Genomic DNA, 19301 nt, shown 5'->3' with positions numbered 1-19301 from the left:
ACATCCCCCGGGAAACGGAACTGCGAGCAAGCGGCGGAGCGGCGATGCGCCGCTCTACAGGGTTGCCATTTCGGGAGCGCGCCGCACGACATCGGGCCAGCCGGCCGGATCGCCGCCGTGCTGGGCCAGGAACGCGTAGACCCACCGCTCCAGGCCGAACGCGATGCACACGCTGTGCATCGGGCCCGCGCCCTCGACATCGCAGCTGAACGCGCGGCCGAAGAAGTCGGTATGGTAGTTCAGCGAGCCGGCCGCCACGCGCTCGCCCTCCGGGAGCATCAACGAGATCTCGTATTTCGTCTCGCTGCTGATCTGGAAGTACGTCTTGGCGGCCGCGTCCGGCGCGATGAAGAACGGGTCGCTCGCCGTCCGGATCTCGCCGGCGAGCCGGTGCTCGTCGAGGTAGCGCGCCACGATCTCGTTCCCCTGCTCGCGCAGCGCGAGGACGTTCTCCCGCGACCCGAGGAAGACGATCTCCCGCATCGTGAACTCCCAGAGCCGCCGCAGGTCGACCATCTTGCTCGACTCGTAGCGGAAGCAGCGGCCCGCGAGGGCGTAGCGCGCGCCGCCAGCCGGCAGCACCCGGCCCCGGTTCGCCGCGTACACGTGGTAACAGACCGCCGGCGAGAGGCACACCTCCGGCGGCGCCATGTCGCTCAGCGCGCGCTCGTCGAGCGTGTCCCGGTCCTGATGCCGCGCCCGGAAATCCTCGATGAGCGGCATGTCCTCCGGCAGGTGGCACGTGAACGTGACGATGTGCGGGAACGAGCGGAAGTAGTCGCATTTCGCCAGCGTCGCCGCCGGGATCAACGTCGGCACCAGGATCGGGCTCGGCGAGAACGGCGCGCCGAGCGCCTCCAGCGAGCGATCGAAGTAGCGGTAGAGCCGCAGCGGGATGCCCTCGAGGGCGACCTGGCCCTGGCCCATCTGCGTGATCCCTGCGGGGAGCGCGCCGCCCCGGAACTCCACCCGATCACACGCCGGGCTGCGGTACACGAGCTTCCGCGTGAGCTGGCGCAGGCTGCGCTGCATGGTGCGCGCGAGGCCCTCCGCCGCCTTCGCGAGGTCGGCCGCGCGCTCCTCGGGGGCCTCGAACTCCAGCGCGGCGCCCTCGCGGACGAAGCGGATGTTCGCGATCTCCTTCGAGAGAAAGGCGATCTGCTTGGGAATCTCCTCCTGCGCCATCTCGGTCGCAGGCGCCGCGAGCTCGACGGTGACGACCCTCCTCACGGCGCGAGCTCCTGGATGAGGGAGCTCAGCGCGCGCGGCGTGCGGGCGACGCTGAACCGGTCGTCGGGCAGCGCCACGTTGAACCGGTCCTCCAGCTCGGTGAGCAGCTGGAGCGCTCGAACCGAGGAGAACCCCGCGTCGTAGATGTCGTCATCGGGCTTGATCGCGGCGGGCAAGCGGCCGACCGTGACGATGACATCGATCACCTTCTCCACCTCGATCATCATGAAAGAACTCCAGGGTTAAGATGCGCTGTCAGAGCCCGAGCGACGCGCAGCGTCGTCCGCGCCGTGCCTCCTCGCGCTCGCATCGGCGCGGTCCGCCGCGGGCGCGGGAGGCGGCGGCGGCTCGGTCCGGAGTGATGCCACCCGCCGGGCCGGATTGCCAGCGACGACGGTGTACGGAGGGACATCGGCCATCACGATGGATCCCGCCGACACCACGCTGCCCTCGCCCACCGTGACCCCCGGGAAGATCGTGGACCGGGTCCCGAGCCAGACGTTGTCCTCGATGACGACCGGCCGCACCTCGGCGTCCGAGGGAGGCAGGCCCCGCCTCCGGGCCTCTGGATCGCTCGGGTGGCCGCTCGAGTCGAGGATGAAGACGCCCGCCGCGATCATGCAGTGCTTGCCGATGGTGACCGACTTGCCGACGACGATCCGGCAGCCGTGCCCGATCCCGGTGTTGTCGCCGATCCGCAGCGTGGGGCGGTCGCAGAACCGCGCGGCGAAGATGAAGTCGGTCTTGCCGTCGAGCACCACGTTGTCACCGAGGATGATGTCGCCCCGCCCATTGATGAAGTGGATGAAGGTCCCCGTCCGGACACCCTTGCCGTACTGCGCGCAGTGCGACTTGAAATGCGGCTCGCAGACGAGCACACGCGCACCGAAATAATACACCTCGCGCGCAGCCTCGAACGCCATGCGCATCGGGACCACGAGCGGCCGCGGCGCGGGCAGGGTGAAGCTGCGGACCTGCCGGCGCACGTGGCGCAGGGCGCGGGCGACGTCGTGATCGGAGGAGGCGAGGAAACGAACCAGATTCTTCATAGAGGGTCGCTCGGCGCGGACTGGTCCAGTCTGCGATGTTCAGCGGGTCGCACGCGGCCAGAAGGACGAAACGAACGCCAGGGGGCCGGAGACTATAACCCGAAACTCGCCACGCCGAACCTGCTCCTGGCCGACCTATCTCTCTTCGGCCTCCGCAGGGCCTCTTTGGTCTCTGCCGGGTTTCTGCTGGGCCTCTGTTTGGCTGCTCTTCCGCCGCTCTCCGCCGCTCTTCCGCCGCTCTCCGCCGCTCTTCTGCTCCATGGCAAACGATGCGCCAATCGACGTTGGCGAGTAGCCTGGTTGCAAGATTTTGAAATAACGTGACGGCGAGCCGCGTTACGCCGCGTCATGGCCGGACGGGGGAGCGTCCGTGGGGCGCTTTGCCTCCATATGGGGCAAAACGCCCCGGAGCAGGGCCAGGCCGAGCGCGGCCTCGACGAGGGTGAGCGCCACGGCCCACGTCGTCGTCGAGGCGGCGATGGCGGCCAGGCGTGCGTCGCGCGTCGCGCCGGCCGCGAAGCCCTCGAAGAGCGCGGCGGCGAGCACGTCGCGCGTGCCGAAGCCCTGCGGCGTGATGGGGAGCGTCACCGCCACCATCAGGATCGGGATGTACGTGAGGGCGGCTCCGAGAGGAACGCGCACGTCGAAGAACCAGAAGGGGAGCCAGGTGCCGGCGAACAGGACGAGGAGATGCGGGATGCGCGCGGCGAGGGCGACGAGGTGGCCGCGCACGCCCGCCTCGAAGAGCGGGGCGAGGAGCTTCGCGCGGGCGAGCCGGGCGGGGCGCAGCGCGAGGATCGCGAGGTAGAGCGCGCCCGCCGCGAGGAGCAGGGCGGACCCGGCGAGCGGCCCGCCGTTCGCGGGCACGGCGACGGCGGCGAGGAGGAGCAGGCAGCCGAGCCACGACGCGTACACGACGAGCGTCGCGCCGGCGACGCGCGCGAGCGGCACGGCGTGCACGCGCGCGAGGAAGACCGTGATGAAGGCCTGACCGACGTGGTGGTTGAGCAGCGACGGGAGGTAGGAGGCGCCGCGGAGCACGAGGAAATCGCGGAAGGCGACGGGCGCGATCAGGCGGCGGTAGACGAGGACGGTCGCGAACGTGTCGGCGCCGAGGAGCGCGAGCACGAAGAGGGCGGCGAAGGCGACGAAGAGCGGGGCGTCGACGCGCGACAGGGCGGCGCGGAAGGCGTCGAAGTCGAGCCGACCGAGGACGAACGCGACGAGCGCTGCCGCCAGCGCGAAGGGCAGGGCGCGGCGCGCGCGCCCCGCGAGGCGCGGCGCGGGACGCTCCTCTAGGTCGCCGTCGCGCGGGCGCGGGCGTGGTGACGGAGCGTCGGCGAAGGTTCCCGTGTGGGTCGAGGAGCGCAACGGCGGGACCGTAGCAGAATCCCCGCGCCGGTGGCCGAGCCGAAGCCGGAGGGAGCGGAGCCCGTCGCGCGCGACCGCACGGCGCGCGGCGACCGCGCCCCACATGGGGCATAGTCGTCCGCCATGTCCAAGTACGATTACGATCTGTTCGTCATCGGCGCCGGCTCCGGCGGCGTGCGCGCAGCCCGCATGGCCGCTTCCTACGGCGCCCGGGTCGCCGTCGCCGAGTCGCGCCACCTCGGCGGCACCTGCGTCAACCTGGGGTGCATCCCGAAGAAGCTCCTCGTCTACGCCTCGCACTACGCCGAGGACTTCGAGGACGCCGCCGGCTACGGCTGGACGGTGCCCGGCCACGGCGCCAGCGGGAACGGGCACGCCGGCCCGTCGTTCGACTGGCCGACGCTCCTCCGCAACAAGGACAAGGAGATCGAGCGCCTGAACGGCGTCTACGAGCGGCTCCTGAAGAACTCGGGCGCCGACGTCCGGCGGGGGCACGCCCGGGTCGTCGATCCCCACGCCGTCGAGATCGACGGCGTCAGGATCACCGCCGAGCGGATCCTCGTCGCGACCGGCAGCTACCCGTGGATCCCCGATCTCCCCGGGCGCGAGCTCGCCGTCACCTCCGACGACCTGTTCCACTTTCAGACGATGCCGCGGCGGGCGGTCATCGTCGGGGGCGGCTACATCGCGGTCGAGCTCGCCGGCATCCTGCACGGCCTCGGGGCCAAGGTGTCGCTGATCCACCGCGGCCTGCACCTCCTGCGCGGCTTCGACGACGACATCCGGGCGTTCCTGGCCGCCGAGATCCAGAAGAAGGGGCTCGACCTCCGCCTGGGCGCGAGCGTCGAGAGCCTCGCGCGGCAGGGCGACGCGCTCGTCGCGACGCTCGCCGACGGCACCGAGCTCGCGGCCGACTGCGTGCTGTACGCGACGGGGCGCCTGCCGAAGACCAAGGGGCTCGGCCTCGAGGAGGTCGGGGTGAAGCTCGACGAGGAGGGCGCGGTCGTGGTGGACGACGCATTCCAGACGTCGGTCCCGTCCATCTATGCGCTCGGCGACGTGATCTCGCGCGTGCAGCTCACGCCCGTGGCCATCGCCGAGGCGATGGCGCTCGTGAAGACGCTCTTCCGCGGCGAGCGCGCGCGCGTGGACTACGCCGGCATCCCGACCGCCGTCTTCAGCCAGCCGAGCGTCGGCACCGTCGGCCTGTCCGAGGCGCAGGCGCGAGAGCGCCACGACGTCGCCATCTACCTCTCGACCTTCCGCGCGCTCAAGCACACCCTCTCCGGGCGCGAGGAGAAGACGATGATGAAGCTCGTCGTCGACCGCGCGACCGACCGGGTGCTCGGCGTCCACATGGTCGGGCCCGACGCCGGCGAGATCGTCCAGGGGTTCGCCGTCGCGCTGAAGTGCGGCGCGACCAAGGCGCAGTTCGACGCGACGATCGGCGTCCACCCGACCGCTGCCGAGGAGTTCGTGACCATGCGCGAGCCGCTGCGGAACGCGGATCGCAGCCCCACGCCGATGGGGATCGCGCCGAGCTCCGCGTAGCCCGGCGTCACGCGGGGCGGCGCCGTCCGCGCCCGTCCGCTTCGGTCCGTCGGCGAGCGCTGGCGGTCGTCCCCGTCCGCTTCCGTCCGCTTCCGTCCGCTTCCGTTCGCTGATCCGAGCTTGCTCGCTCGCGTTCGCGCTCGGCGCGCTCCTCTGGTATGGACCGCGCGATGTCGTCCCACGCCTCGAGCCACTTGAAGCCGGTCGGCCTGCTCGCCCGCACCAGCGACCGATCGTTCTACGCCTTCAATGCCGTGCTCTCCGCGGCCGCGCTGGCGTTCCTCGCTTACATCCTCATCATCCGGCGGGGCGCGGGCGGCGCGGATCTCCGCTTCATGCCGCCGCTGAACGCCGCCTTGAACGCGACGGCCGCCACGCTCCTCGTCGCGGGCTGGATCGCGATCAAGCGCCGCGCGATGGTCGTGCACAAGTACCTGATGGTCTCGGCGTTCGCCGCCTCGTCGCTGTTCCTCGTCGGCTACCTCGCCTATCACTTCGTCCACGGCGACACGAAGTACCAGGGCACCGGTCCGCTGCGCGCCGTCTACTTCGCCGTCCTCATCTCGCACATCGTGCTCTCGGCGGGCATCGTGCCGCTCGCGCTGACGTCGTTCTACTTCGCCTACAAGGCGAATTTCGCGAAGCACGCCAAGGTCGCGCGGGTGACGCTGCCCCTCTGGCTCTACGTCTCCGTAACGGGGGTGCTCATCTTTTTCATGCTGCGCGGCAGCACGCCGGCAGTGCCGTGAGCGGCGGTCACCCGCTTCGGATACGGGCCCACCTCGACGTTTTCGGTGCTCAGCGCACTGGAGTCTCAGGATTGATCATATTTTCCCCACCTCCCTCGCGGCGCTCCAGCCCTGGACGAGGGTGAGCAGCTGCTCGTAGCCACGGCCCAAGGTCTGCCAGCCGGGCTCGCCGTTTCGCCGGAGGTGTCCGCCGAGCCCGGCGATCGCCAGGAAGGCATCGCGGGCCGTGGCGTTCTCGGGCAGGGGCTTGCGCGCGAAGACCCGCAGCACCTCGAGCTGGGTGGGCGTGAGCACGGCGGTCGCGGGCTGCTCCGGAGCGCGCCGAGCCTCGCTGCGCAGCAGCAATAGCTGCCAGGCGATGGGCGCGAAGAGCGCCAGCACGTTGCGCAGGCCGTGCAGGTCCTCGATCTGGCGCTTCTCGTAGGCGCATCCGGTCTTCAGGGCCTTGAAGAGCTCCTCCACCATCCAGCGCGCCCGGTACCAGTCGACCAGCTGCGTCAGCTGCTCGACGGACTCGACCGGCTCGCTCGTGAGCAGCACCCACTCGACCGGCGCTTCGCCCGGCGGCGGCTCGATCTCCCAGACGCGTACGACCCGCAACGAGAGCGTCGCAGGCAGCTCGCGCGGCTGGGATCTCGGTCGCCGCAGGGTCACGCGCGTGCTTCCAAGGGCGAGCTTGGCCAAGCGTCCTGCACGCGGAGGATGCAGCCGTTTCTGTTGAGGGCTGCGATTGCCTGCCGGCCGCGGCGAAAGCTCTACCTCGCGCACGGCCACCGCTTGAACATGCGCGAGCGCCTGCTCGAGCTTGGCCTCCGCTCCGAGGGCGTCAGCCTCGACGAGGCGATTGTGCGCGAGCCGAATCACGAACCGATGCCCTGCGCTCAGAAGCTGCGCGAACAGGCCGTAGTCGTCGCCTTCGCGGTCCATGACGTGCACCACATCGTGCGGCGCAGCGCCCAAGACCGCGACTCGCTCCACCTGCTCTCCCCAGCGGTCGTGCTCGTTGTCCGTCGTGCCGTCGTCGCGCACGTGCGTGCTCAGATCGAGCACGCCGAGCGGGCGGCGCGTTCCATCGCCGCTGACCGCCAGCGTGAAGTGGGCGAAGAACGTCTGCCCCGAGGAGCGCAGCCGTCCGAGCCCCTGCCGCTGGCCGTCCGAGCGGAAGGAAAGGGTCGTGGTGTCATGGATGGCGAGCACGACCGGCTCGGCCTCCATGCGCGCGAGGGTGGCGCGCACATGCGGAGCCAGAATCGCCGCGGGCGTGACGGCGTCGTTGCCGAAGAAACGGTACGCCGCCTCCAGCTCGCTGTCGGACAAGAGCGAGGGGAAGCTCTTGTCCGGCGCCTGCGCCAGCTTCTGCACCAGCTTGGTCTGGCGCTTCGAAAGCCGCGCATCGCCGAAGTGCGCGTCGCTCATCTCCTCGGCGAGTGCCGCTGCGTGCTCTGCTGCAGGTGAACCCATCCGCAGCTTTGATCACGTCGCCCAGCACACATCAAGCGAGATGTGTAGGATCTTGAGACTGGAGTGCGCTTGCGCGCCGAAAACGCCGATCTGGGCCCGTCTCCTGTGCGGGTGACCGCCGCTCTGCGACGCTCCAGGGGCGGGTGGAACCGCTCTAGAAGTCCTTGATGCTGCCGCGGCGCCCCTGGAGCCCTCCGAAGACGTACCGGTAGGCCGAGAGCACGGCGTACGAGAGCTCCTCGTACTGGTAGATCTCCTCCATCAGCGGGATCGGGTCCTGGTAGAGCGTGTCGCTCGCCACGATGCTGGGCCACGGCAGGCGGTCCGGGTCGGCGCCAGGGACGCCGGCCTCCTTCATGACCTTGAGGAACTCGTGGGCGAGGAGGCCCTGGCCGATGGCGCTCGGGTGAACGCCGTCGAGGCTCACGATGCCGCCGGCCTTGCGGCGCCCGGCGCGATCGACGTGGTAGAAGCGGGTGTCCATCGGCGGCGCGACGTTGGCCGCGAAGTACGCGGGGAACTCGTACGACGGCTCGCCGCCGGTGCGCCGGTACGCGAGCCGATCCAGGCCGCCGGAGACGTCGACGAGGTGATACCGGGGCGTGCGGTGGCGGGCGTTCCTCTCCTCAATGAGCCGGACGAGCCGCGCGTTGCAGGCGTCGACCGTCTCGTCGATGCGCCGCGCGTCCGCCGCGGTGAGGTGCGGCGCGCCCGCCTCGATCAGGCGGGTGCCCCGAGCGAGCGGGGGATAGGTGTAATACGGGTAGTAGCGCGGGAGGCCGGGCAGCGGGTCGCCGACGCCCGTGGCGATCGGCACGATCGTCACGTGAGGCACGTTGGCCACGAACACCCGCCAGCCCGGGCTCTCGTTGCGCCGCATCAGGGTGTCGACCCGGTCGAGCAGCTCGCCGTACTCGGCGACGAAGTCGTCGGGCATCCAGAGGTTCCACTGCGCCCGGGTCCGCTCGTCGAAGCTGAGCGAGACCGGCCGCCGCTCGGGCCTGTCCTCGGTCGCCGCGACGCTGAGGAGGATCGCCGAGCCGACCGCGTTGTTGGGGCCGAGCCAGAGCAGGAGGTTCTCGACGCCCTCGCCGCGCGCGTGGTGGCCGAGCCAGTCGAGCTGGCTGTACCCGTCGAGGCGCTCGTCCCTCGACGGGTTGAGGACGCGGAGCGCGGTCCGGTAGAACGCCGCGTTGGGCCCCTGGAAAAAGCCGTCCCTGGCGCCGGGCGCCGCCGCGATCCGCTCCCTGCAGAGCCGCGGGGTCACGAGCCACGCGTCGGCCACGTCGAAGCCGTACACCGAGACGTTGTGGAACCAGGGCACGCTCCCGCCGCGGTAGCGGCCGGCCCCCTCGCCGCGCTCGTAGTACTCCTCGGCCACGTCGAGCACGCGGTTGATCTCCAGGAGGACGGCGGCCCACTCGAGCCTGTCGATCGTGGTGCCGAAGGCGAGCTGGAGGCGGCGGAGCACCACCTCCAGATCGAGCAGCAGCCCGTGGGCCGGGTAGTCGGGCACGCGGTACGCCGGGCTCGACAGCGCGTCGCCGACGTCGACGCCGAGCGCACGCGCGATCCACGTGGAGTAGGCGAGCTGGGTGCGCGCCGCGCCGAGCGACATGAAGCCCTGAGAGATGCTGTCCCCGATGGTGAAGAGCCTCATGACGCCGTCCTCACGCGTTCCACGCCGAAGCCCCATGGTATCCGAACGCGCGTCGCCGCGCGGCAGGTTCGCCGCGCGGCGGCGGCGCGGCGGCGCGATGTTGGCGCCTCAGCGCGGCGCCGCGCGTCTGTGCAGGACGGCGCTCGCGATGCGCACGGCGAAGAGGAGCGCGAGCAGCGCCGCGTAGATCATCGGCTCCGTCGCGTCCTTCTTCACGCGGAGGAAGAAGTGCACGATCCCGAGCACGGCGGCGGCGTAGGCGAGGCGGTGCAGGCGCTTCCATCGCGCGGCGCCGAGGCGCTTCAGCATGCGCGCGGTCGACGTCGCCGCGAGCGGGACGAGCACGAGGAGCGCGACGAAGCCGGCGAGGAGGAAGGGGCGCTCCGTGATGTCCTCGACGATCGCGCGCACGTCGAGGCCCTGATCGACGATCGCATACGTCAGGAAGTGGGCGCACGCGTAGAAGAACGCGAGCAGCCCGAGCGCCTTGCGGATACGCAGCGGAAAGGTCCAGCCCGACACGAGCTTGAGCGGCGTCGCCGCCAGCGAGGCGACGAGCAGCACGAGCGCGAGCAGGCCGAGCTGGTTCAGCGCCTCGGCGACGGGGTCCGGGCCGAGCGCCCCGGCCCCGGCGCGCAGTCCGAGCACGACCAGCGGGATCAGCCCGCCGGCGACGACCGCGGGCGGGAGCCAGCCGAGCTTCCGGCCAGCCGGCACGCCGGCGCCGGCAGCGCGCGGCGGCGAGATCGTCCTCGCTGGCGCGCGCATCGTCAGAAGCTCTCCCGCAGGTCCATCCCGCTGTAGAGGCCGGCGACCTCCTCCGCATAGCCGTTGAATGGCAGCGTGGGACGGCGGCGCAGCTCACCGATCCTCCGCTCCGTCGCCTGGCTCCAGCGCGGGTGATCCACCGCGGGGTTCACGTTCGCATAGAACCCATACTCGTCCGGCGCGGCGCGGCTCCAGCTCGTCGCCGGCTGCCGCTCGGTGAGCTTGATGCTGACGATCGATTTGCACCCCTTGAAGCCGTACTTCCACGGCACCACCAGGCGAACGGGCGCTCCGTTCTGGCCGAGCAGCGATTTGCCGTAGAGGCCCACGGCCAAAATCGTGAGAGGGTGCATGGCCTCGTCGATCCGGAGCCCCTCGACGTAAGGCCACTCGAGCACGTCGCTCCGCTGGCCGGGCAGCTGCTCTCGATCGAGCAGCGTGGTGAACTGGACGTACCGGGCGCGAGAGGTCGGCTCGAGGCGCCTGAGCAGCGCGCCGAGCGGGAACCCGAGCCAGGGGATCACCATCGACCACGCCTCGACGCAGCGCATTCGATAGACGCGCTCCTCCAGGGGAAACCATCGGAGGAGGGTGTCGAGGTCGATGACCTCGGGCTTCTTCACCTCTCCCTCGCACGCGATGGCCCAGGGGCGGAGCCTGAGCCGGCCGGCGTTCTGGGCCGGCTCCGACTTGCTCAGGCCGAGCTCGTAGAAATTGTTGTACGAAACGATGTCCTCGTAGGAGGTCCGCGCTTCGTCGGTAACGAACGGGTCTCTCGAGCTCGTCCCGGAGGACGACGCGCCGGCGGCCTGCGGCCCTGGCAGCGCGCCAGCGCTGCCGGGCGGCGCGGCCGCGCTGCCGAGCGGCGTGGCCTCGCCGCCGGGGGCGCCGGCCGCCGAGAGGCGCGCCGCTCCGCCCGTGAGCCAGACGAGGCCGCCGCCGATGGCCGACGCGGTGCCGGCGAAGAGCGCCGCGTTCTTGAGGAGCTCGCGCCGCCGCAGGTAGAGCGCTGGAGGGGTGATCTCGCCGGCGGGCGGCTCCTTGGGCAGCTTGCTCATGCCCCCATTCTACGATCGGGCGAGGCTCCGGTTGCGGTCGGCCGCGATCACGCGGCCCTTGACAGGAGGCGGAGCGCCGTGTGAGGCGCCTGGTGGAGCGAGGGCAGCGCGAGCATCTGGGCGATGCGCGTGGAGCGCCGCTCGATCCCGCGGGAGAGCGCCGCCCGCTCGCTCCCGCCGCGCGCGGCGAGGAGCGCCAGGACGTCGTCCCAGACCCGCTCGCGCCACCGCGAGAGCATCTCCATCGACACCCAGACCGCGACCTCCGGCGCGGTCTCCAGGAAGAACGCGCTGAGGGGGCAGCCGTGCCGCGCGGCGAGGCGCGCGAGCGCCTCGATGACCGAGGCGCGGAGCAGCGAATTGATCTGATCGTGATCGTGCTTGAGCCGCGCGAGCATCGCCCGGTCGGCGCCGTGCCCGAACTCGACGATCGTCGCGTGGATCCCGAAGATCAGGTCGTAGTTGATGTGGGCGCTGAAGCCCAGCAGCGCGTTCTGCACGGGGGGCGTGAACCGCGACGCCGTGCTCGCGTACGCGATGTGCCAGGCGCCGCAGTCCTGCGCCGCGCCCCGATCGTACCAGCCGAGCGTCTCGAGGTAACGCTCGCAGAACCGGCCCGCGAGGCGCGAGATCCACGCCGGCTCGAGGAACATGCCATCGCGTCGCTCGACCTGCGCCGCGACCGCGCGCGTGACGATACCGTAGACGTCGGTGAATGCCGCTCGCCGATCCCCCGCGGCGAGGAGCCGATCCGTCACGGTATCGAGAGCAACGGCAGCATCGTGGACGCTCGTCGGATGCAGATTAAGGCCGTCGATGCAGCACCTCATGAAGTTCCCCTCCTACTTCTTCGCTCGTCCAAGAGACCTGTCTGATGTTCGAACTCCCGCATCCGACCAGCCTCGCAGGCCCCGGCGCGCGCCGGCGACGCGCAGCACGAACGGTGCAGCAGGGCGCCGTCAGGCGATCTGCCCGGCCCCGGTCGGTCTGGTTTGCGGTCCCGGTGCGCGTCGTTCCCATGTGGAAAGCGGATCTCCTGACCCGCCGGGAGAAAGGTCGCCGCGGCCGTTGCCTCTGGCTTCTCCTCCTGCCGGCCCTCCCCTCGAACCGGCTTCCGCAGAAGAGCGATACTCGATGCGATCCTCGACGCGCTCGCCGCGGGATGCCCCCCCCTCGCTGCGGCGCTCTAAGTTCGACCTAGTCTACGACATGGTGTGGGGTGACCACAATTGTCTTATGACGCCTGATCCCGTTCAGGACAATTTCGAGGTTATTCCAACTCGTGACCTCGAACAAGTGCCTGTTGACCCTGACACGTTTCATTGCGGCGCGGGAGAGCGCCACGGCATCTTCGCGGTTGCGCTGCTACTGGAGCGACGGCTCGTCACACTCGAAAAGCCCCCACTGGCATGGGCGCGAGTCGCGACGAGATGTTCTCGAAACATGCCGAGTGCTTATCCCACGTTGACTGTACGGTTGGGGCTCGTGATGTGAAGATTGTTTAGGAAGTACCTGAGTCGATGATCAGGAAACTCCCGGTCTGTTTTCCACAGGCGGCCTGCAAAATCTTGTGGTTTTGGTGAAAAATTGTACGAAAAAGGGGGATGACGGCGGCCTCGTGCCACACCGGTGGCGGCCGTCGGGATCGTGCTGGCGCACCCGCGGCACCAGGGCTCGCCTGTCATGCCGCGGGGCCCTGCTCGGGTGGGCCTCGCGCCGAGGCGCTGCAGCCTGCGCCTGCAGGCACCGGGGGCAGGCCGTACGGGCGGTGATGGGCCGAAGGGCCAGCCTGACCCCGCGGGCCACAGGCGCACCCCTCGGCGCGGGGCATCGGGCGGCGAGCCGGTGCTCAATCCGGGGCGCGCCCGCCTTGGCGGCGGGGTGACGGCGACGGAGCGCCGCCGTTCATGACGTGCGGGAGGAGAGCGTTCGCTGTCGAGGAGAGGGGAGGAGGGAGAGGAAGCGCCGCCGGCCTCGGGTGAGGCCGGCGGTGCGGCGCCTCAGCCGGTGCCGCCCTTGGCCTGCACGTCGCGGTGGACGAGCGTCGCGCGCAGGTAGTCGCGGTTCATCTTCGCGATCATGTCGAGGGGGATCTCCTTCGGGCAGACCGCCTCGCACTCGCCGACGTTCGTGCAGTGGCCGAAGCCCTCGACGCGCATCTGGGCGACCATGTTGAGGCTCCGCTGATCGCGCTCCGGCTCGCCCTGCGGCAGGAGGTTCAGGTGCGTGAGCTTCGCCGCGGTGAAGAGAGAGGCGGACGCGTTCGGACAAGATGCGACGCAGGCGCCGCAGCCGATGCACGCCGCCGCGTCCATGGCGCGCTCGGCGACCACCTTCGGCACCGGGATCGCGTTCGCGTCCGGCGCGCTGCCCGTCGACACCGAGACGAAGCCGCCCGACGCGATGATCCGGTCGAACGCGCTGCGGTCCACCGCGAGGTCGCTCACCACCGGGAACGCCTGCGCCCGCCACGGCTCGAGCCACAGCACGTCGCCGTCCTTGTAGTGACGCATGTGCAGCTGACACACGGTCGTCCCACGGAGGGGGCCGTGCGCCTGGCCGTTGATCATGAAGCCGCACATGCCGCAGATGCCCTCGCGACAGTCGTGATCGAACGCGATTGGCTCCTCACCCTTGAGGATGAGCCGCTGATTGAGCACGTCGAGCATCTCGAGGAAGGACATGTGCTCGCTGACGTCGGGCACCTCGTACGTGACGAACCGGCCCGCTTCGTACTTGCCCTTCTGCCGCCAGACATGGAGGGTGAGGCGCATTATTTGTAACTCCGCTGCGTAGGGTGAACCTCGTTGAACTGGAGCGGCTCCTTGTGGAGCTCCTGGGCCTGACCTTCGCCTCGCCATGCCCAGGCGGCGACATAGGAGAAGCGGTCGTCGTCGCGCTTCGCCTCGCCCTCGGGCGTCTGGTGCTCCTCGCGGAAGTGCCCGCCGCACGACTCCTCCCTGTCGAGCGCGTCACGACACATGAGCTCCGCCAGCTCGAAGAAGTCGGCGACGCGCGCCGCCTTCTCGAGCTCCTGGTTCAGGCCGGTGCCCGTCCCCGAGACGCGGACGTCGCGGTGGAACTGCTCGCGGAGCTCCGGGATCCGCGCGAGCGCGCCCTTGAGCCCGGCCGCGTTGCGCGCCATCCCGCACTGCTCCCACATGATCTTGCCGAGCTCGCGGTGGAACGAGTCGGCCGTGCGCGAGCCGTTCGCGCCGAGCAGCTTGTTCAGCCGCGCGCTCGCGTCGCGCTCGGCGTCCCTCACGGCGGGGTGGAGGTCGTCGACCCGCTCGAGCTTCGTCGACGCGAGGTAATCGCCGATGGTGTAGGGGATGATGAAGTACCCGTCCGCCAGGCCCTGCATCAGCGCGCTCGCCCCGAGCCGGTTCGCGCCGTGGTCGGAGAAGTTCGCCTCGCCGAGCACGTACAGGCCGGGGATCGTGCTCATCAGGTTGTAGTCGACCCAGAGCCCGCCCATCGTGTAGTGGATGGCCGGATAGATGCGCATCGGGACGCTGTACGGGTCGTCGCCGGTGATGCGCTCGTACATGTCGAAGAGGTTGCCATAACGCTCGGCGATGGCCGGCTTGCCGAGGCGCCGGATGGCGTCCGAGAAGTCGAGGTACACGCCGAGCCGCGTCGGCCCCACGCCGCGGCCCTCGTCGCATACCGCCTTCGCCGCGCGCGACGCGACGTCGCGCGGCACGAGGTTGCCGAAGCTCGGATAGCGGCGCTCGAGGTAATAGTCACGCTCGCCGTCGGGGATGAGCTCCGGCGGGCGCGTGTCGCCCGGGTTCGCGGGCACCCAGATGCGGCCGTCGTTGCGGAGCGACTCGCTCATGAGCGTCAGCTTCGACTGGTAGTCGCCCGAGACCGGGATGCACGTCGGGTGGATCTGCGTGAAGCAGGGGTTGCCGAAGAGCGCGCCCCGCTTGTGGGCCCGCCAGATGGCCGTGGTGTTCGACCCCTTCGCGTTCGTCGAGAGGAAGAAGACGTTGCCGTAGCCGCCCGACGCGAGGACGACCGCGTCGCCGAGGTGCGTCTCGAGCGCGCCGGTGATCAGGTTGCGGGTGATGAGGCCGCGCGCCTTGCCGTCGATGACGATGAGGTCGAGCATCTCGGTGCGCGGGTACATCTTCACCTTGCCGAGGCCGATCTGCCGCTCGAGGGCCTGGTAGGCGCCGAGGAGGAGCTGCTGCCCCGTCTGGCCGCGCGCGTAGAACGTGCGCGACACCTGCGCCCCGCCGAAGGAGCGGTTCGCGAGCACGCCGCCGTACTCGCGCGCGAACGGCACGCCCTGCGCGGCGCACTGGTCGATGATGTTCACGCTGATCTGCGCGAGCCGGTACACGTTGGCCTCGCGCGCGCGGTAGTCGCCGCCCTTCACGGTGTCGTAGAAGAGGCGGTAGATGCTGTCGCCGTCGTTCTGGTAGTTCTTCGCGGCGTTGATGCCGCCCTGCGCGGCGATGCTGTGGGCGCGGCGCGGAGAGTCCTGGAAACAGAAGCTCTTCACGTTGTAGCCGAGCTCGGCCAGCGTCGCGCTCGCCGCGCCGCCGGCGAGGCCGGTGCCGACGACGAGGACCGTGTACTTCCGCTTGTTCGCCGGGTTGACGAGCTTCAGGTTGAAGCGGTGCTGGTCCCACTTCTTCTCGATGGGACCTTCGGGGATCTTCGCATTGAGCTGCATGATGACGGAGGCTCCGGGCTCAGCGGACGATGCCGAACAGGACGGCCAGCGGGACGGATGAGAAGCCGACGAAGAGCAGGATCGACGACGCGGCCGCGAGCTTCTTGAGCGCCGGCGTGTAGCGCGGATGGCTGAAGCCCACCGACTGGAACATGCTCCACGCGCCGTGGTAGAGGTGCAGCGCGAGCAGGCCCATCGCCACGACGTAGGCAATCGCCGCGGGCGCCGAGCTGAAGCCCTTCACGACGTTGTCGTAGGCGTCGAGCGGCACGAAGTCGGGGTGCAGGGTGCCCGTCGTCAGGTGGAGCAGGTGATAGACGATGAAGGCGGCGAGGACGCCGCCGCTCAGCAGCATCGTCCGCGCGGCGACGTTCGGGTGCCGCTGTCCCTTCACCTGGTAGGGGACCGGCCGGGCAGCGCGGCTGTGCTGCGCGAGCGTCACGCCCGTGTAGACGTGGACGATGAGGGCGGCGAGGAGGACGATCCGCGTCCCCCAGAGCAGGGAGGGCGTCCCGTGGAGGAAGGCGGCATAGTCGTTGATCTTCTCCCGGCCGAGGAAGACCTGCAGGTTGCCGGTCATGTGGCCGATCACGAAGCCGAAGAAGATGACGCCGCTCAGCGCCATCGCGATCTTCTTGCCGACGAGGTCCCGGTAGAAGGTCGCGGCGCGCTGGGCCCTGGCGGGGAGAGTCGATGGTGCAGCGGTGGGGCTCATCGCTCCCCTCCTTTAGTGGGGTGCGAACGCGTTCGCCAGAGGGAATCTTGAGCTCGATCGCCGAAGAATTTGCGGGCGCTCGCCGCAGATCTCGGCGCGGACGAGCGCGCCGCGCGCCTCATCATCCATCCCGCGCGCGTCAGGCGGCGCAGGGGCCGAGCGAGCGCCGTACCTTGTGGCCGTAAAAGGCGAGCGCGAGCTCAATCGCGAAGATGCCGATGGCCTGCTCCTCCTGGCTGGTGAACGCAGGCAGGCGCTCGTCGCGGAGCACCACGAGGCCGCCAAACGAGCTCTCGCCCAGGCGGAGCGGCGCGACGATGGCGGCGCCGAAGCGATCGCCCTCTGCGGTGCAGAGCAGATCGGGCGCGTCGTCCGCGGACAGGCGGACCGGCGCGAGCGCACCCTCGATGCGCCCGGCGAGCCGAGCGATGAACGCCGCGGACACCTCGGCGCCGGAGGCCGCCTGGTACAGGGCGGCCCCTTGATCGAGCGCCAGCGAGAGCGCCGCGCCGGTCGTATAGACGACCTTCGCCGCGAGATCCACGGCGCGCTCGGGGAAGTCGTCCCGCGAGAGGGACGCGACGAGGGCGGCGCTCGCCTGGTGGACGGCCGCCACGGCGTCGAGGTGAGTGCGCAGCATCGCCGCCTCGAGCAGCCGCTTCAGGTCGTCGATGTCGTAGGGCTTCTCCAGCATGTCGTAGGCGCCGTGCTCGATGCACTCCACGGCGGCCTGCGCGCTCGAGCACGGGGCGCCGACGATGATCTCGAGGTCCGGGCCGAGCGCCTTGAGCGCGGCGATCGTCCCGCCGCCCTCCCTGCCGAGCGCCCCCACATCGGCGACCACGAGGTCGAAGCGGCGCGCCTTGACGAGCTCGATCGCCGCGAGCCCGCTCTCGGCGCAGGTGACGTCGAAGCCGCCCTGGTGCAGCTCGAGCGCGAGCCTGTCGAGGACCCTCTTCTCGGCGTCCACCACCAGCACATGGGGTCGGGCGTGGCTCACTGATGCCTCCTCCTCTGGTCTACGACGGGTGCGCCGCGCCGCCTCGCCATCCGGCGCTGCCGTGATCGCGTGGCGATCGCGGCGGTCGTGGTGGAAGTCGCGCCGCCCGGCGGAGCCCTCTCCGCCCTCTACCACCCGTCCGAAGTCCGCCTACGGTCCAATAGAACCGGTATTCCAGCGAAACGGAAGTCGAAGCGGCGTTGCCGCGGTCCTCCTTTAACAGGGTGCGGCGCCGCGCGTCCGGCGCAGATGTGCTCCGGTATGCCGACTCCTGTGGAGCGTGAGCGCTTCTCGCAGCGGCAGGCGCGCGATAGAGGCCTATTTCGCGGGAGGCGCCGTGGTGGTCGCGCGGCGCATGGCGGAGAGGATGTGGTCAATGATCTCGGGGACTCCTTGGCTCCGGTTGCACTGCGCGAACAGGAACGGCCCGTCGCCCCGCATCCTCCGGGCGTCCCGCTCCATGACGCCGAGGTCGGCGCCGACGTGCGGAGCGAGATCGGTCTTGTTGATGACGAGCAGATCCGACTGCGTGATGCCCGGTCCGCCCTTGCGTGGCACCTTGTCGCCGCCGGCGACGTCGATCACGTAGATCGTGTAGTCGACGAGCTCCCGGCTGTACTGGGCGGCGAGGTTGTCGCCGCCGCTCTCGACGATGAGGAGCGCGGGCGCGACGTGATCCATGAGGTCGTCGAGCGCGACGAGGTTGTGGCTGATGTCCTCGCGGATCGCCGCGTGCGGGCAGCCCCCGGTCTCCACCGCGCGGATGCGCTCCGGCGGCAGCGCCTTGTTGCGGTGCAGGAACTCGGCGTCCTCCTGGGTGAAGATGTCGTTCGTGACGACGCCGAGCGGCATCCTGTCGCGCAGCGCGCGGCAGAGCGCGAGCACGAGCGCCGTCTTGCCGCTGCCGACGGGCCCCCCGATCCCCACCGTGAACGCGCGCGCCGAGAAATCGCGGTCCTTCGGCGCGTCCCGCTCGCTGAAGAGCCCCGGATGCGCCCAGTGCTCGTGCGTGTGCCCGTGCGCGTGCTCGTGTGCGTGCGCGTGCGCGTGCCCGTGCTCGTGCGCGTGCCCGTGCTCGTGCGCGTGCGCGTGCGCGTGCGCGTGCTCGTGCTCGTGCTCGTGCGCGTGCCTGTGGCCGCCCCCGTGAACGTGGTCGTGGTCGTGGTCGTGGTCGTGAACGTGGTCGTGGTCGTGGTCGTGGCGCCCGTGCCCGTGCTCGCCGGGGTCGTGCATGCTGTCACCTCACGATTGAAAGAGACGCGAGTAGAGCCGATCCTGCGTGGCCCCGAAGAGATCGAGGAGCGGCGCCGGCTGCGCGAGCTCGTCGACGCCGTGATCTTCACACTCATGGAGCACCGCGTCGAGGAGCGGCGCGCTCTCGAGTTGCAGTCGCTGTGCCTCCAGCGGCCCGATGAGCCCGAGGCGCACCGCCGCCGAGACGACGCCGCGGAGCGAGGCGTGCAGGTAGACGGCCTGCGCGTCCTCGCGCGGGACGCCGAGCGCCGCGAGGGCCGCGCCGAACGCCGGCGCGTGGTGGCCCAGCGCCTCCCGCGCCCGCACGGCGGCGTCGAGGCGGCGGATCTCGGCGGAGGGGAAGACGCGCGCGCTCGTCGCGAGGAACGCGCGGCCCTGCGTCCGGCTCGCCCGGTTCGCGACGTGGTTCACGAGGAAGGCGTCGCAGGCGTCGTCGACGGCCGCGATGTCGAGCGGGCGCTCGTGCGCAGCCCGCACGAGCGGCAGCGCGCCGAGGCCCACCTGCCAGAGCGCGCTCGCGACGAACGACGAGAGCGCGCTCCCGGGCCCGACCTCGCCGAGCTGCACCGCCGCCTCCAGGCCCGCGGAGTGCGCGAACCCTCCGACCGGGAACGCGGAATCGGAGAGCTGGAGGAGGAGCCACCTGTTCATGCGCGCGGATGGAAGCGGACGGAAGCGGACGGAAGCGAACGGAAGCAGACGGAGAGAAGGGTGAACCCGCAGGCGCGGAGCGGCCGAGAGCGGGCTC

At 70.4% G+C, this 19301-nt stretch carries 17 protein-coding genes; 2 read left to right on the top strand and 15 right to left on the bottom strand.

Annotated features, from left to right (window positions below):
• Positions 1-54: 54 nt before the first annotated feature.
• From WMF34_RS33525 to WMF34_RS33510, 4 genes are all read right to left on the bottom strand, one after another.
• Positions 55-1230, bottom strand: coding sequence for a hypothetical protein (locus WMF34_RS33525; RefSeq protein WP_012239183.1), 1176 nt, complete (start codon positions 1228-1230; stop codon positions 55-57).
• Positions 1227-1457, bottom strand: coding sequence for an acyl carrier protein (locus tag WMF34_RS33520; protein WP_012239182.1), 231 nt, complete (start codon positions 1455-1457; stop codon positions 1227-1229). Before WMF34_RS33520 ends, WMF34_RS33525 begins: the two co-directional genes overlap by 4 nt.
• 15 nt (positions 1458-1472) lie before the next feature.
• Positions 1473-2279: an acyltransferase gene (locus WMF34_RS33515; protein WP_012239181.1), complete on the bottom strand. Its 807-nt coding sequence runs from the start codon at positions 2277-2279 to the stop codon at positions 1473-1475.
• Between the two features lie 336 nt (positions 2280-2615).
• The gene (locus WMF34_RS33510; RefSeq protein WP_044969702.1) at positions 2616-3650 is read right to left on the bottom strand and encodes a lysylphosphatidylglycerol synthase domain-containing protein; all 1035 of its coding nucleotides are present in this window, start codon (positions 3648-3650) and stop codon (positions 2616-2618) included.
• 123 nt (positions 3651-3773) lie between these two features.
• Here WMF34_RS33510 and gor point away from each other — a divergent pair, with 123 nt between their 5' ends.
• Both gor and WMF34_RS33500 read left to right on the top strand, forming a co-directional pair.
• The gene (gor, locus tag WMF34_RS33505; RefSeq protein WP_437990356.1) at positions 3774-5201 is read left to right on the top strand and encodes a glutathione-disulfide reductase; all 1428 of its coding nucleotides are present in this window, start codon (positions 3774-3776) and stop codon (positions 5199-5201) included.
• 158 nt (positions 5202-5359) lie between these two features.
• On the top strand, positions 5360-5950 hold the full coding sequence (locus WMF34_RS33500; RefSeq protein WP_012239178.1) for a DUF420 domain-containing protein: 591 nt from the start codon (positions 5360-5362) through the stop codon (positions 5948-5950).
• Between the two features lie 75 nt (positions 5951-6025).
• Here the strand turns inward: WMF34_RS33500 and WMF34_RS33495 are convergent, their stop codons facing one another.
• From WMF34_RS33495 to WMF34_RS33445, 11 genes are all read right to left on the bottom strand, one after another.
• Positions 6026-7366: an IS4 family transposase gene (locus tag WMF34_RS33495; RefSeq protein WP_012237105.1), complete on the bottom strand. Its 1341-nt coding sequence runs from the start codon at positions 7364-7366 to the stop codon at positions 6026-6028.
• A 199-nt stretch (positions 7367-7565) separates the two neighbouring features.
• Positions 7566-9071, bottom strand: coding sequence for a hypothetical protein (locus WMF34_RS33490; protein ID WP_437990355.1), 1506 nt, complete (start codon positions 9069-9071; stop codon positions 7566-7568).
• A gap of 108 nt (positions 9072-9179) precedes the next feature.
• Positions 9180-9839 (bottom strand): sulfite oxidase heme-binding subunit YedZ, encoded by a 660-nt coding sequence (locus WMF34_RS33485; protein WP_012239176.1) that lies wholly within the window; start codon positions 9837-9839, stop codon positions 9180-9182.
• A gap of 2 nt (positions 9840-9841) precedes the next feature.
• Entirely contained in the window at positions 9842-10897 is a 1056-nt protein-coding gene (gene msrP, locus WMF34_RS33480) for a protein-methionine-sulfoxide reductase catalytic subunit MsrP (RefSeq protein ID WP_437990354.1), read from the bottom strand.
• Positions 10898-10944: 47 nt separating this feature from the next.
• The gene (locus WMF34_RS33475; protein ID WP_012239174.1) at positions 10945-11727 is read right to left on the bottom strand and encodes a DUF5995 family protein; all 783 of its coding nucleotides are present in this window, start codon (positions 11725-11727) and stop codon (positions 10945-10947) included.
• A 1170-nt stretch (positions 11728-12897) separates the two neighbouring features.
• Complete coding sequence (locus WMF34_RS33470; protein ID WP_012239173.1) at positions 12898-13671, bottom strand: succinate dehydrogenase/fumarate reductase iron-sulfur subunit; 774 nt, start codon at positions 13669-13671, stop codon at positions 12898-12900.
• Entirely contained in the window at positions 13671-15584 is a 1914-nt protein-coding gene (locus tag WMF34_RS33465) for a fumarate reductase/succinate dehydrogenase flavoprotein subunit (RefSeq protein WP_012239172.1), read from the bottom strand. Before WMF34_RS33465 ends, WMF34_RS33470 begins: the two co-directional genes overlap by 1 nt.
• A gap of 19 nt (positions 15585-15603) precedes the next feature.
• On the bottom strand, positions 15604-16299 hold the full coding sequence (locus tag WMF34_RS33460; RefSeq protein WP_437990353.1) for a succinate dehydrogenase cytochrome b subunit: 696 nt from the start codon (positions 16297-16299) through the stop codon (positions 15604-15606).
• Between the two features lie 139 nt (positions 16300-16438).
• Positions 16439-17299 carry a response regulator gene (locus WMF34_RS33455; protein WP_012239170.1) on the bottom strand — a complete coding sequence of 287 codons (861 nt, stop codon included), beginning with the start codon at positions 17297-17299 and terminating at the stop codon, positions 16439-16441.
• A 318-nt stretch (positions 17300-17617) separates the two neighbouring features.
• Positions 17618-18532 (bottom strand): urease accessory protein UreG, encoded by a 915-nt coding sequence (gene ureG, locus WMF34_RS33450; protein WP_437990352.1) that lies wholly within the window; start codon positions 18530-18532, stop codon positions 17618-17620.
• Positions 18533-18541: 9 nt separating this feature from the next.
• Positions 18542-19204 (bottom strand): urease accessory protein UreF, encoded by a 663-nt coding sequence (locus WMF34_RS33445; RefSeq protein ID WP_437990351.1) that lies wholly within the window; start codon positions 19202-19204, stop codon positions 18542-18544.
• Positions 19205-19301 lie beyond the last annotated feature (97 nt).

Source organism: Sorangium sp. So ce145 (genome assembly GCF_051525985.1).
Taxonomy (GTDB): domain Bacteria; phylum Myxococcota_A; class Polyangia; order Polyangiales; family Polyangiaceae; genus Sorangium; species Sorangium cellulosum_B.
Note: the sequence above shows the minus strand (reverse complement) of the source record. Positions and strands in the feature narration are given on the sequence as shown.

What these genes read in the sequence shown, in the direction of transcription:
- WMF34_RS33520 (WP_012239182.1), bottom strand. Translation starts at nt 1,457, where the DNA reads ATGATGATCGAGGTGGAGAAGGTGATCGATGTCATCGTCACGGTCGGC.
- WMF34_RS33515 (WP_012239181.1), bottom strand. Translation starts at nt 2,279, where the DNA reads ATGAAGAATCTGGTTCGTTTCCTCGCCTCCTCCGATCACGACGTCGCC.
- gor (WP_437990356.1), top strand. Translation starts at nt 3,774, where the DNA reads ATGTCCAAGTACGATTACGATCTGTTCGTCATCGGCGCCGGCTCCGGC.
- WMF34_RS33500 (WP_012239178.1), top strand. Translation starts at nt 5,360, where the DNA reads ATGGACCGCGCGATGTCGTCCCACGCCTCGAGCCACTTGAAGCCGGTC.
- WMF34_RS33495 (WP_012237105.1), bottom strand. Translation starts at nt 7,366, where the DNA reads ATGAGCGACGCGCACTTCGGCGATGCGCGGCTTTCGAAGCGCCAGACC.
- WMF34_RS33490 (WP_437990355.1), bottom strand. Translation starts at nt 9,071, where the DNA reads ATGAGGCTCTTCACCATCGGGGACAGCATCTCTCAGGGCTTCATGTCG.
- WMF34_RS33485 (WP_012239176.1), bottom strand. Translation starts at nt 9,839, where the DNA reads ATGCGCGCGCCAGCGAGGACGATCTCGCCGCCGCGCGCTGCCGGCGCC.
- msrP (WP_437990354.1), bottom strand. Translation starts at nt 10,897, where the DNA reads ATGAGCAAGCTGCCCAAGGAGCCGCCCGCCGGCGAGATCACCCCTCCA.
- WMF34_RS33475 (WP_012239174.1), bottom strand. Translation starts at nt 11,727, where the DNA reads ATGAGGTGCTGCATCGACGGCCTTAATCTGCATCCGACGAGCGTCCAC.
- WMF34_RS33470 (WP_012239173.1), bottom strand. Translation starts at nt 13,671, where the DNA reads ATGCGCCTCACCCTCCATGTCTGGCGGCAGAAGGGCAAGTACGAAGCG.
- WMF34_RS33465 (WP_012239172.1), bottom strand. Translation starts at nt 15,584, where the DNA reads ATGCAGCTCAATGCGAAGATCCCCGAAGGTCCCATCGAGAAGAAGTGG.
- WMF34_RS33460 (WP_437990353.1), bottom strand. Translation starts at nt 16,299, where the DNA reads ATGAGCCCCACCGCTGCACCATCGACTCTCCCCGCCAGGGCCCAGCGC.
- ureG (WP_437990352.1), bottom strand. Translation starts at nt 18,532, where the DNA reads ATGCACGACCCCGGCGAGCACGGGCACGGGCGCCACGACCACGACCAC.
- WMF34_RS33445 (WP_437990351.1), bottom strand. Translation starts at nt 19,204, where the DNA reads ATGAACAGGTGGCTCCTCCTCCAGCTCTCCGATTCCGCGTTCCCGGTC.